Raw genomic sequence first — 12,793 nt, 5'->3', positions numbered from 1 at the left:
GTGCCAAGCCGACCTCCATCGCAGATAACAGCTTGCATCACGATCAGCTCGCCCGGTGAATCCCTTTTGCCAACACGGCCTAGCATCTTCATTTGGATGATGATTGGGTCAGGCGACCAGAGTGTCTGTCCATTCGGTCGCTCCAAGGGCCACAGAAAGAAAATGGCACGCCATGCCGTCACAGATGCTGATCATTGCCCCATTCATTCACATGCTTGAATGGATCATTGCCCCATTCATTCACATGCTTGAATGTCAGGTCAACGATTGCACAGGTATGAGCGATTTTTTGGGCAGCCTGCCACAGACAAAGTGACCGACGACAGATTGAGACTATGATACCGGATGGAAGATATAGCTGAAAGGTAGTGATAGCACTGCAAGACGATATATCATGGTGTTGCTCACGCACCTCACTGCTATGCGGAGAAAGGGTTATGCCACATGACGAAGCTACCATCACGCCATTGCATGATTCATGAGGATTTTTGCCAAATCCGCTGACGGAGATCCTGCGCTCAGGGGCACGTCGTCTGGTAAAGCAGGCGGTGGAGGCGGAGCTAGCCACGCTCCTGTCCGATCATGCTGGAGAGACAAGGGAAGACGGCCAGGCGCGGCCTGTTCGATGAGCCAGTGACGCCACGGGTTTTAGTCTACTGGCGAATGCCATCTGCCGGCACGCGAGGTGATGACGGGACTTGGACCGGTGTCGGTGAAGGTGCCCCGGGTGCGAGATTGCGGAAACGGGTCAGAGAAGTCCGCTTCACCTCATTAATCCTGCCGCCCTATTTGCCCAAGGATACGTCGGTCGAGGAGATCGTGCCTTGGCTCTGTTGCCAAAGGCGTTTCCAGCGGCGACTTCCAGCAGGCGCTTGCATCTCTTCGGCGCCTAAATCCCGCACGGCTGTCCTCGAGCACAATCTTGCAGCTCAAGGCCGAATGGTGGGAGGGGTATGATTGCTGGCAGCGTCGGCCTCGGCGGTCGGCGCATTGTCTATGTCTGGGCCGACAGCGTTTACTTCCAGCCGCGCATGGCAGAAGGAAAAGCAATGCGTCTTGGTCCTGATCGGGGTGGATGAATGGGGTCGCAAGGAGGTCCTCGGCCTTGCCGACGGTTGTCGCGAGAGCACGCAAAGCTGGCGGGAGCTGCTGCTCGATCTAAGCGTCGGGGCCTTACCCAAAACCCGGACGTAGCCATTGGTGACGGTGCACCTGGGTACTGGACGGCGCTGCGCGAGGTGTTTGAAACCATCCGCGAGCAACGCTGTTGGTTCCACAAGACCGGCAATGTGCTCAACGCGATGTCGAAATCAGTCCAACCGAAGGCCACGGGTCAGCTGCACGACATCTGACAGGCCGAAACCAGAGCCGACACGGAAGCCACCTTCAACTTCTTCGTCAAAACCTACGGCGTGAAATACGACAAGGTGGACGCCAAACTGATCAAGGACCAAGACGTGCTGCTGGCGTTCTACGACTTTCCCGCCGAGCACTGGAAGCATATCGAACCTCAAACCTGATCGAGAGCACCTTTGCCACCGTGCGCCCTCGCACTGGCAGGACAAGGGGCTGCCTAGACGCAAGTCCAGCTTGCATGACCCTCAAGCTGATGATGTCTGCGCAGGCAAAATGGCGAAAGCTGGACAGGCGAACCGCTTTCCGGTGCCAATCTGGTTTAGGAACCGTGAAGTGCCTGCTGGACAACAATCTCGTTCTTAGATGACCGCAAGGCTCACTTTTTGTGCTTTGGAAATGGGTGCGTTGGGGCCCAGTGCTCCTAAGACGGCAACTATCAGCCCATGACCTGCGCAGTTCTCTCGCCGCTCTGGAACAAACTGCCGAAACAAAACTTCTTAAGCCCGACTGCATGATGATCAAGGCTTCCAACACAGATTTAGACGAAGCCTGCCAACACGGCCACGGCCCTCGGGCTTTCCGTGTCAGATTTATTGGTGTCGCGAGACCGCTTGCTCGCGAGCAATGGCGTTGCCCGGCACCTTGGAGGCGTCGCGGCTGGACAAAGGCGAATGAGGCGCAAGTGACAGATATCCAGCACGAAACCATTACTGCGTTTCCGGTTCATTTCAGGGTCCGGCGCGGCAATCATGACTGCCTCCACTATTCGAACGAGGCGGGCTGCCATGCACGAGCGCGCATCGAACGGGTCGGTGGCCCTGCGGCAGGAAAGCCACTTGCGGTTGATCTGGACGGTACTTTGATCCGTTCCGATCTTCTGATCGAAACCGCATTCTCCGAACTGGGGCGGCGTCCCCATTCATTGATTGATATGTTTCACGCGCTTACTCAGGGCAAGGCCGCGCTCAAGCATCGGCTTTCAAAACCCGCGGACTTTGATCCCTCAACCCTGCCATATGATGAAAGGGTGCTGGATTATATTCGGGCAGCGCGCGCGGAAGGACGCGATGTTTATCTTGCCTCGGCCAGCCACGAGCGGCTGGTCAAGGCCATTGCCGATCATCTTGGACTCTTTTCCGGCTATTTTGCCTCGGACGCCGAGACCAATTGCGGCGGAAGGGTAAAGGCGCAGAAGCTGACCTCGGCATTCGGTGAAGGCGGTTTCGATTACATCGGCAATGACTCGGCCGACTTGCCGGTATGGGAAAAAGCCGGGAAGGCCATTGCAATCAGGACTTCCGACGTCGTGACCCGCAAGCTGAAGAGCACGCATGGCGACGTGGACGTGCTCCAGTGGGAGAAGCCAAGCCTGCGCACCTGGGCCAAGCTTGCCCGTGTCCACCAGTATCCCAAGAACGCGCTGCTTTTCCTCCCCCTTGTCACTGCACATATTTTTGCGCCCTTGGCCGTTCTTCACGTCCTTCTTGCCTTCGTCTCATTTTCTCTCTGTGCATCAAGCGTTTATATCCTGAATGACCTTGTCGATCTGCAGGATGATCGGAAACACCGCTCCAAGTGCAACCGTCCATTGGCGAACGGGAGCGTGCCGCTCTCGCAGGCGCTTGTGGTGATACCCCTGTTGCTGGGCGCCTCGATGTTGCTTGCCGCAGCCATATCATTGCCCTTCCTGGGAGTTCTGGTCGGGTACTATATCCTGACGACGGCTTATTCCTTCTGGTTGAAGCGCAAGGCGTTGCTTGATGTGCTGACGCTGGCAGGTCTCTACACGGTGCGGGTCATCGGTGGAGCGGTGGTGATTGGCGTCAGCGTCTCCGCATGGCTGTTGGCCTTTTCGGTGGCACTCTTCCTGTCGCTGGCGCTGATCAAGCGCTTTGTGGAACTGGCAGCACGCCTTGACGCCGAATTGCCCGACAGCAAGAGCCGGGGTTATCGCAACACGGACGCTGATCTGGTGCTGGCGCTTGCTGCGGCGTCGGGCTTTAACGCGGTGACCGTCTTCATCCTCTATGTGTCGAGCGAGAGCGTGCAGGCCCTTTACGCCATCCCGCAGGTTCTGTGGCTGGGGGCCCCTGTCCTGACATACTGGATCGCGCGGATGCTGATGCTTGCGCATCGCAGGGTCATGAACGACGACCCTGTAGCGTTCGCGGTGAAGGACCGCGTAAGCATGATCTGCGTGGCGCTTGTGGGTGTGATCATGTTTGCAGGAACCTGATTAATGAGAGCTGCGTTGACGGCCGATCAGGCTGCAATTCCAAGCATGGAAAGCGGTAAAACATGACCATTGCGTTCCGATATGTCTTTTTCGCAATTGTCTCGACATTGGTGAACTTCGGCATCCAGGAACTCGTCATCGGCGCAGCGCCGGTTGCGCCGCTCGCGGTTTCCATACTTGCGGGAACCGCGGCGGGCTTTGCGGTCAAGTACGTCCTCGATAAGCGCTGGATTTTTTACGACGGCTACACCACGCATGCAGGCGAGGCGCGCAAGGTCACACTTTATGCCGCCTTCAGCGTGCTGACGACAATCGTGTTCTGGACCTTCGAGGTGACATTCTGGATGATCTGGCAAACGGATCTTGCCAAGTATGCGGGCGGGGCAATCGGTCTGGCTTTGGGATACATGGTAAAATTCGCGCTTGACCGCCGTTTCGTCTTCACGACGGCAGCCGCCTGATGCTGTTGGAAGGGTGGGGACGGTATCCGCGTTTTGAGAGCGAGTTCATGGCGCTTCGGGACACTGATGCCCTGCCAAGGTTCATGCCGCAGTATCACGGGCTTGTGGCGCGTGGGAATGGGCGGGCCTATGGCGACGCGGCCATCGGGACCCGGCGGACACTTGGCGTGTTGGGCCTGAACCGGATGAAGGCGTTTGATCCGCAGAACGGTCGGCTGACGGTCGAGGCAGGGGTTCTTCTTTCCGACATCCTAGCGGCGTTCATCCCGCGTGGCTTTTTTCCACCCGTTGTACCCGGCACCAAGCTAGTCACGGTGGGCGGGATGATCGCGTCGGACGTGCACGGGAAGAACCACCATTGCAATGGCAGCTTCGGGGATCACGTTGAGCGCCTGACACTGGTTCTTCCTTCGGGAGAGACCGTCACATGCGGACCGGATGAAAATGTCGATATCTTCCGCGCGACGATCGGCGGCATGGGGCTGACGGGCGTGATCGCCGATGCAACATTCCGAATGAAGCCCATCGAAACCGGCTGGATTCGACAACAAACCATCGTTGCCGATGATCTGGCCGGAGCGCTGAGGGCGCTCGATGAGAGTGACGCTGCAACCTATTCCGTTGCATGGATCGACTGCCTGTCGCGGGGGGCCGCGATGGGTCGCTCGCTGATCTTTGCAGGGGAACATGCCAGCCAGGATGACGTCGCACGCACCCAGCCCGACGCGGACCGGCTGCCACAGACCCCGGCCGGACGCTTGGGCGTTCCGGTCGACCTGCCGGCTTGGACATTGAACAAGGCTTCGGTGGCCGCGTTCAACAAGGTCTATTTTCGTCAAGGTGCCAAGAAAAGCGGCGACTCCTTCCTTGTGCACTGGAACCCTTACTTCTTCCCTCTCGACGGGGTGAACCGGTGGAACAGGATCTATGGCCGGAGAGGATTTCTCCAGCATCAGTGCGTGGTGCCGCTCGTGCATGCGCATGCTGTCCTGTCCGAGATCCTTGAACGGATCACCCGCTCGGGCAAGGCCTCGTTCCTGGCCGTCCTCAAGAAGATGGGCGCGGCGGGAAGCCTCATGTCCTTTCCCATGCCAGGCTACACGCTCGCGCTTGACCTGCGGGTGACGGATGACACCTTTGCTCTTCTGGACGAGATCGACAGGATCGTCGTCGCAGGCGGTGGCCGGCTGTATCTGGCCAAGGACGCCAGGCAGTCCCCCCATACTTTCGAGGCCGGCTACCCCAACCTCGGCCAGTTCAACAACATCCGGGAAGCCATCGGCGCCAAGGGCCATCTGGCGTCCCATCTCTCAAGCAGGCTTGGCATATGACAGACAATCACAAGACGATGCTTCTAGTCGGCGCGACCTCGGATATTGGGCACGCGACAGCGCTGGTTTATGCGAAGGCGGGGTGGGGGGTCTTTCTGGCCGCCCGGAATGTCGAGTCTGCGCAGCGCAACGCCGATGACATCGCGACCCGGACTGGAGCAGCCGTCGGCGTTTATCCGCTTGATGTCCTCCAGAGCGAGGCGATGCCCCATTTCGTGGACAGCCTGCCCGCCCTGCCCGACACAGTTATCTGCGTCGTCGGCGAAATGGGAGACCAAGAGCGGGCCCAAGCGGATCTCGACCATGCGGCAATGGTGGTTCGCACGAATTTCGAAGGTCCGGCGCTGCTGCTGGGCCTTTTCGCCAACCGTTTCCTGACACGCGGTTCAGGTACCATCGTGGGCGTCAGCTCGGTGGCAGGGGATCGCGGACGCGGCACGAACTATGTTTATGGCGCCGCAAAGGCCGGCTTTACCGCGTTCCTGTCAGGGTTGCGAAACCGGCTTGCGCCAAGGGGCCTGCGCGTCATCACGGTCAAGCCGGGCTTTGTCAGAACGCGGATGACGGCTGGCATGAAGCTTCCGCCGCTGCTGACAGCCGAACCCGCAGAAGTCGGCGCAGCAATTCTTGCCGCCGCCGAAGGTAAGCGGGGCCGCGACGTGATCTATGTCCGCAGGGTCTGGCGCGGCGTGATGTCAGTCATCGGTGCCATCCCCGAGCCCATCTTCAAGAAGCTCAAGCTCTGACATGGCGCGATCGGTGGCCGACGGAACTGAAACACCGCACCGGGTGATTGCTCATCCTGCCCTGCGCATCCTCGGCATGGCGATTGTCGCGGCGCTGCTTCTGGCGCTGCCGGGCCGGACGATCGCGACCCGCTCACTGGAAGAACTGTTCTATATCTTCGACGGCGTGAACCGCGTCCTCTGGGGGCAGGTTCCGGGCCAGGACTTCGTCACATCCTTGGGACCTTTGGCCTATTACCTGCCCGCCATTGGTCAATGGATGGGCGGCTGGGGGGCGGCGCTGCCGCTTGCAATCGCTCTTGTCCTGTTGCTGTTCGCGCCGGTCATGGCTCATGTTCTGACATCGCGGCTGCATCCTGTCCTGGCCCTGCTGATGGGCGCCTTCCTGATCCTCGTGCTGGCTGCGCCGATGAACTTGGGCGAGCCGATGAACAGCCTGTCCTTCGGCCAGTTTCACAACCGCATCGCCTGGGTCGCCCTTGCACTGCTGTTTGTCATGGTTCTGCCGCCGCGGCTGACCTGCCCGATATCCCGCGATGCGGCAGCAGCGGCACTGCTGGCCTTTGTGGCAATCTATATCCGCCTTACCTACGGGCTGCTGGCGGTCGCATTCCTGATCTTCATGCTGACCGATGCGCGGCAACGGGTCTGGTCGGCACTGGCCCTTCTGGGCCTCGGCCTTTCCGTCATCGCCATGGAACTGACCTGGGGCGGCAGCACCGGTTATCTGCAGGCCACCTCGATGGCCTTCGGGGCCGGGGGCGTCCTGCGTGGAAGCTGGGGCGACATCGTCGACCATATTCTTGCCAATTTTACCGATTATGTTCTGTTGGCCCTGATTGCAGGCCTGTCACTGTGGCGGAAACCGAATTTCAGGTACGCACTGTTCTTTGTGCTTTGCGCCGTTGGTGGCTTTTGGCTGATCAATCACAACGAACAGCGCTGGGGCATCCTGACATTGCACGCCGCCGCCGTCGTGGCGGCAGAACGGGTCCTGCGCCAGGATGACGTCTCTGCGCCGGGTCTGTGGGCAAACGGTTCCGGGGCGCGGCTGTTCTTTCTCGCCATGGTGCTGCCGACCCTTCTTCACAATGCTGTTGCGCTTGGCCTGCATGTCTCCGCCGCGGTGACCGGTAATGGCAGACCAATCCTGGCCGCGCAAATGGAAAACGTGAGACTTGCTGACCTCTGGACGGGCGGCGACTTTGGCGGAGGGAACGCCTATCTTGGCACGATCGACGAGGGTATTGCCGCACTTGCACGCCTTGAACCGAAACCAGAAAGCCTCGCGGTGCTGGGTGTTGCCGACCCCTTCTCGATTGCGATGAACCTGCCGCCAGCGTTCGGCATGATGCCTGCCATGCGCTGGCTGAACACTATCGGGCCGGCACATCATCCAATACCCGATCAGATCCTGTCCCACGCCGATGTCGTGGTTTTGCGCAAGGCCGCTTCCAGTGTGGGCCCGGTGGGCGAGCTTTACCTCCCATTCCTCCAGCAACATTACAGCCCTGTTTCCGAAACAGAACATTGGCGCGTTTTCCGCCGCACCGCCGCACCATGAGGCGTCATGCGTCCCCGACCCTTCCGATAGCGCTGCTGGGGCTGGTCTGTGCAGTCCTGCTGGCGGCTCCCGGACGAACGATCACCAGCGCCTTCACGAATGATGTCCTGATCTTTCTTGATGGCGCATACCGCCTTCATTGGGGACAGGTACCGAACCGGGATTTCCATACGGCCCTTGGGCCCTTGGTCTATCTGATCCCCGCTTTCGGATATTGGATCACCGGAAGCTTGGGGGCGGCCATGCCAGTCGGTATGGCGCTTCTGATCATCGGCTTCGCGGTTGTTGCAATCCATGTCCTCGGCTCGCGGCTGCGGCCGGTTCTGGCGGTACCGTTTGCCGCATTTCTTGTTCTGCTGCTTGCCGTGCCGATGAACCTCGGCGACAAAATCAGCGCACTGTCCTTTGCCATGTTCTACAATCGTATCGGATGGGCGGCACTTGGTCTTCTTCTGGTCATGTACCTGCCGCCCTTGTCCGCGCGGCCATCACAAGAGGCACGGGACGTGCTATGTGCCACGGCTCTGTCCCTGCTTCAGCTTTACAGCAAGGTGACCTACGGAGCGGTGGCTGTTGCCTTCTTGGTTTTCCTGATGATCATTCCGGGGCAAAGGCGCCTCGCCTCGCTGTCACTGCTTCTGGTTGTCGCCGCGGCGGTTCTGGTTGAAACCTTCTGGCGCGGTACGGCCGGGCATATCGCTGACCTGATGGAAACGGCACGAATCAGCGGCGGACGCGGCATTGGCGGGCTGGTCCATGCCATGTTTCGCAATTTCGCTGATCTGGCGGTTTTCGCCCTGATCGCGGGGATGGCGCTGTGGCAGAAATGGTCGATCTGGGACCTTGTCTTCTACGTTGCCTGTGCGCTGGCGGGCCTGCTGATCGTGAACCAGAACGCCCATAACTGGGGGATCATCACGATCTATGCCGGATCGGTGGTGGCAGCACAGCGGGTCATCGACCATCCAGGCCCCATGGCGGCGGGAATGCCGCTGCTGGTTCTGGCGCTGACGTTACCGCCCACCCTGTACCATGCGACGTCGCTGGTCCTACACAGCGTTCTCGCCACAATGAACGCTGGCACGCCGGTGGGCCTGCCGAACCTTGGCGGTTTTCGTTATGCCAAGTTGTGGTCGCGAGGCGATCATGGCTTTTCACAACGCTATGTCGGCAGCTTCGAAAGCGGTGGCGCCCTGCTGCAGGACCTGGGGCAAGGGATCGGCCCTGTCGCCACGCTCGATTTCGTGAACCCGTTCTCGGCGGGCTTGGGCCTTAGGCCGCCGAAAGGCGACAATGCTTGGCTGCACTGGAACCGGAACGTCAGCGCCGATCACCACCTGCCGCCTGCTCGGCTTTTTGGCGACGTGAACATCATCATGGAGCCCAAGATCGGGATCAACAGCGTTCAGCTCCGCGGGATCTATGGACCCTTCATCGACCAGCACTTTGCACCCCTCCACGAGACGACGGAATGGACGATCCACAAGCGCCGCGAGGCCACGGAATGACGGCAGCCGATGCCGATGCCGATGTCGTGCTTCCCCCTGCAGACCCGGCACGACAATCGCGGGCCGCCTTCAAGCAGAGCAGGATCATCATCGCAACGGGTGTGGTAATGGCGTTGGTGCTGGCCGTGCCGGGTCAGACGGTGACGAACAAATATGTCAACGACCTGTTCATTTTTCTTGATGGCGCCTACCGCATCTGGATGGGCCAAGTGCCGAATGTCGACTTTCATTCATCTCTTGGCCCGCTTGTCTACTACATCCCTGCCCTTGGCTATGGGATAGGTGGCACCCTGGGTGCTGCAATGCCCATTGGGATGGCGTTCGTGACGCTTGGCATCGCGCTGGTGGCGGCGCATGTCGTTCCGTCACGCATGCGACCTGCACTTGGCATTCCCCTTGCCCTTTATCTTGTTCTGATCGTGGCGGCGCCGCTGAACCCTGGTGAAGGGGTGCGCGAACCTTCTTTCGGGATGTTTTACAACCGTATGGGGTGGGGGGCGCTAGGGCTATTGCTGGTCATGTATCTGCCGCCGACCCGGCTCGGTCGCACGCAAGGGGCCGCGGATGCAGCCTGCGCCGCTGTGCTGATGCTCGTGATGCTTTACCTCAAGATCAGCTATGGCTTGGTCGCGGTGGCCTTCGTGATCTTCATGCTGACCGATCGTCGCCAGTGGCGGTGGGCTGCAGCAGCGCTGGCTCTTGTGGCAGGCGCGGGCTTGATGATCGAGCTTGCCTGGGGCGGCACCGCAAGCCACCTTGCGGATCTGAAGATGGCCAGCGAGGTCAGTGGCGATCTGCCCAGCTTTCGCATCCTGGTGCTCGAGGTGCAGCGCAATCTGCCGGAGATTGCCATATACACGTTGTTTGCCGGATTGCTTCTGTTGAAACGGCCCAACGTCCGCGACCTTGTCTTCCTCATCTGCTGCCTCCTCACCGGCATCCTGCTGATCGAGCAGAACTTTCAGATCTTCGGCATTCTCACCTTGGGCGCGGGCGCCGCCGTCGCGGCAGAAGCGAGCCTGCGCGCCCCTCCGGCCGCACGACCGGGTTTGCCCCTTCTGCTGCTGGCTTACATCCTTCCGGCAATCCTGCACTTCGGGATCGCTCTCGGGTTGCACAGCGGCCTCGGCCTCCTGCGTCAGGGGGTGGAACTTTCACTGCCGAACCATTCGGGGATCAGGCTTGTCCGGCTTTGGGCCGACGGACATTATCCGGGATTTCAACGCTATGACGACAGCTTGCGTGATGGCGCCGCAGCCCTTGCGCGGCTTGACGATCCGGAGCGGGTGCTTGTGCTGGATTTTGTCGGTCCGTTTGCTGCCGGGTTGGGGCTTGTCCCGTCACGCGGCGACAGCACGTGGCACCATTGGGGGCGCACGATCGACGCCGTCCACCACCTGCCCCCGGACGATTTCTTTGCCGACGCGCAGATCGTGATGGAGCCGAAAGCACCGATCGAGCGATGGACGACAAACGGCCTTCTCCAAGTCTACGGCACTGCACTATCGGAACGGTACAGGCTTGTCGCGGAAACCGATTTCTGGCGCATCTATGCCGCGAAAACAACTGCGCGCGGCTTGTCCCGCTCGGGCAACATGACCACGATCATGCACAGCACGACTGCCCAGCCATAGACCGAACCAAGCGTCAGCTGCACCCATTGCGCGCGTGAAAACTGATCGATGACAAAAGGAACAGGCACGACAAGAAGTCCCGCCACGATCCACATCCCCCGGCGGTCCCAATGGTGCAGCAGCACCGGCAGAAGAAAAAGTGTGTAATGAATCCATCCAAGCGGCGAGGCCAAGACCGAGGCGACCAGTGCGGGGCCGCTGGCCGCGATGATGCCCGGGCGCTGACGGAACGCCCAGGCTGCCAGCCCCAGCAGGAGCGCTGCTCCTAGTGGCGTTCCAACGTCGGGAAATCCTGCACGGGCGGCAAGGCCAGAAAGCGAGGCGTTGGTCAGGAAGAATGCGCGGTCCCCATCCGACGCGACGAGGCTGAACCATTGCTGATAAACCTCAGGCCCCATGAACACGAGGGGGATCAGGCTGATTGCCACGGCTGTTGCAACGCAGATCAAGGCCGGTTGGCGATGACCCGACAGGAACAACAGCACGGGCCAGACAAGGAAATTCGGCTTCATCGCGACCACGAGGCCAATGAGAATGCCTGACCACACGAGCTCGCCCCGCTCCAGCAGCAGCCAGGCGCCTACCGCCATCAAAAGCAGCGGCAGGTAGATCTGCCCGAGAAACAACGTGTCCCAAAAGCCCGCCAGCCCAAAGGCCCAGACGGCAACGAACGGACCTTCAACGCCGCGACCGTAACGGCGCACCAGCAAGAGCACGGTTCCCGCGTAACAGGCGATCGAGAACCAGAGCCAGATCCGCAGAGAAACCGCAGGCTCGGCCAGATCGAACATTTGAAACAGCAGCGCCGAGATCGGCGGGTTCAGGTTGGGGTTCCATGACTCAAATCCTGGCAGCACCACATGCGGCGTCAACGGATAGATCCCGTAAGGGTCCAATCCTTCTGCCGCCGCTCGCCCAGACGCCACAAAGGCACCGAAATCCCACAGGCCGTGCGGCGAGAACACGCGTCCGTATTCCATGAAGATGGCGAAGACCGAAATCACGGCAAGCAGAACAATGACGCTGTGTCGCAGGGATCGAGCCAGGCTTTGATCAGGCATGCTTGCCTCTGCGAATAATCTTCACGCTTGCGGTCCTGCCTTCAGTCATCCTGTATCCCGTCGCCTCAGAAAAAATTGCACGAACCTTAGAAGAAAAGAACATGTCGGTAGCGATGTTCAGTTGGTAATGGCAGGATGTCCAGCACCGTTGCTCGGTGAAAGGCAGATTCCGACGCCGATCCATCAACCACCAGTTCCGCTTCATGAGACCAGCAGGGCTGGCGACAGCAGATGCCTGTTCATCAGCCGGATCGGGCGGTTCGGTTCCAACCCTTGAGCCTGCCGAGCGGATATCAATCCTGTTGCACTGCCTGTCGCAGGACACTCCTTTTGTGCGACAGTCAGAAACCGGCGTCAGTCCCAAAAGCGGCTGATTGCAGCATGTAGTGGATGCAAGACAATGGTTTTGGCGGCTGGCCAGCATTCCGCTTGTCTTTGACGAGAAGCGCCTCCTGAAGCCAAGCTTTCCTCAGCCTTGCAAGGCGTGGCCTCCTCGTAAACACATGCTGAACACTGGGGCAAACGGATTGCATCCCTTTCCGCTCGATCAGCGCTTTTAGAGGAGAGGGCTACGTTCTTTTGCCCACAGGCGCGAAATGGCGTGATCGGGCTTCAACGACGGTGCGCGGATCAATAGAAGTGCCCCATGATACGCGCTCCCAAGATTATCTGCCTTGCTTCTTCTCATTAGGGGGCACCTGCAGCAACGGCGGGCTGAGGGTCATGAGCCTGCAAAGCGTCCTGCCATCTCAGCGCAAAACACTCAACGTCGACAATGCCACTCAGCGCCTCGCAGCGATTGATCCGGCATTGGCCTCAGTTGGCCGAACAACCCATGAGCTGCTGTCTGTTTTGTGGGCATCAGGTCAAGCTGGCCTGGCGTGTGCCTCGCACTT

General features: G+C 59.9%; 8 protein-coding genes and 1 pseudogene. 8 read left to right on the top strand and 1 reads right to left on the bottom strand.

From position 1 onward, the window contains the following. Positions 1-488 precede the first annotated feature (488 nt). The 8 genes and pseudogenes from ACLHHB_RS05195 to ACLHHB_RS05160 all read left to right on the top strand — a co-directional run. Positions 489-1,645 (top strand): annotated as a pseudogene (locus ACLHHB_RS05195) (IS256 family transposase); the annotation flags it as partial. A 393-nt stretch (positions 1,646-2,038) separates the two neighbouring features. Further along, a complete protein-coding gene (locus tag ACLHHB_RS05190) occupies positions 2,039-3,592 on the top strand; it encodes a UbiA family prenyltransferase (RefSeq protein WP_410217224.1) in 1,554 nt (517 codons plus the stop codon). 62 nt (positions 3,593-3,654) lie between these two features. Further along, positions 3,655-4,053 carry a GtrA family protein gene (locus tag ACLHHB_RS05185; RefSeq protein WP_410217223.1) on the top strand — a complete coding sequence of 133 codons (399 nt, stop codon included), beginning with the start codon at positions 3,655-3,657 and terminating at the stop codon, positions 4,051-4,053. 47 nt (positions 4,054-4,100) lie between these two features. Next, positions 4,101-5,384 (top strand): FAD-binding protein, encoded by a 1,284-nt coding sequence (locus ACLHHB_RS05180; protein ID WP_410217222.1) that lies wholly within the window; start codon positions 4,101-4,103, stop codon positions 5,382-5,384. Continuing rightward, positions 5,381-6,130, top strand: coding sequence for an SDR family oxidoreductase (locus tag ACLHHB_RS05175; protein WP_410217221.1), 750 nt, complete (start codon positions 5,381-5,383; stop codon positions 6,128-6,130). The genes ACLHHB_RS05180 and ACLHHB_RS05175 overlap by 4 nt, the downstream gene beginning before the upstream one ends. A 1-nt stretch (position 6,131) precedes the next feature. After that, entirely contained in the window at positions 6,132-7,694 is a 1,563-nt protein-coding gene (locus ACLHHB_RS05170; protein WP_410217220.1) for a hypothetical protein, read from the top strand. A gap of 254 nt (positions 7,695-7,948) precedes the next feature. After that, positions 7,949-9,202: a hypothetical protein gene (locus tag ACLHHB_RS05165; RefSeq protein ID WP_410217219.1), complete on the top strand. Its 1,254-nt coding sequence runs from the start codon at positions 7,949-7,951 to the stop codon at positions 9,200-9,202. Then, positions 9,199-10,836: a hypothetical protein gene (locus tag ACLHHB_RS05160; RefSeq protein WP_410217218.1), complete on the top strand. Its 1,638-nt coding sequence runs from the start codon at positions 9,199-9,201 to the stop codon at positions 10,834-10,836. Before ACLHHB_RS05165 ends, ACLHHB_RS05160 begins: the two co-directional genes overlap by 4 nt. On the opposite strand, the gene ACLHHB_RS05155 is transcribed toward ACLHHB_RS05160, so the two are convergent. Further along, entirely contained in the window at positions 10,752-11,897 is a 1,146-nt protein-coding gene (locus ACLHHB_RS05155; protein ID WP_410217217.1) for a glycosyltransferase family 87 protein, read from the bottom strand. The genes ACLHHB_RS05160 and ACLHHB_RS05155 overlap by 85 nt on opposite strands. Positions 11,898-12,793: the final 896 nt, after the last annotated feature.

The sequence above is a fragment of the Paracoccus sp. (in: a-proteobacteria) genome (genome assembly GCF_046462195.1).
In the GTDB taxonomy this organism is placed as follows: domain Bacteria; phylum Pseudomonadota; class Alphaproteobacteria; order Rhodobacterales; family Rhodobacteraceae; genus Paracoccus.
Note: the sequence above shows the minus strand (reverse complement) of the source record. Positions and strands in the feature narration are given on the sequence as shown.

Bases quoted from the DNA above. Each gene is read 5' to 3' on its own strand.
- ACLHHB_RS05160 (WP_410217218.1), top strand. From the start codon at position 9,199: ATGACGGCAGCCGATGCCGATGCCGATGTCGTGCTTCCCCCTGCAGAC.
- ACLHHB_RS05185 (WP_410217223.1), top strand. From the start codon at position 3,655: ATGACCATTGCGTTCCGATATGTCTTTTTCGCAATTGTCTCGACATTG.
- ACLHHB_RS05165 (WP_410217219.1), top strand. From the start codon at position 7,949: ATGGCGCTTCTGATCATCGGCTTCGCGGTTGTTGCAATCCATGTCCTC.
- ACLHHB_RS05175 (WP_410217221.1), top strand. From the start codon at position 5,381: ATGACAGACAATCACAAGACGATGCTTCTAGTCGGCGCGACCTCGGAT.
- ACLHHB_RS05155 (WP_410217217.1), bottom strand. From the start codon at position 11,897: ATGCCTGATCAAAGCCTGGCTCGATCCCTGCGACACAGCGTCATTGTT.
- ACLHHB_RS05180 (WP_410217222.1), top strand. From the start codon at position 4,101: ATGGCGCTTCGGGACACTGATGCCCTGCCAAGGTTCATGCCGCAGTAT.
- ACLHHB_RS05170 (WP_410217220.1), top strand. From the start codon at position 6,132: ATGGCGCGATCGGTGGCCGACGGAACTGAAACACCGCACCGGGTGATT.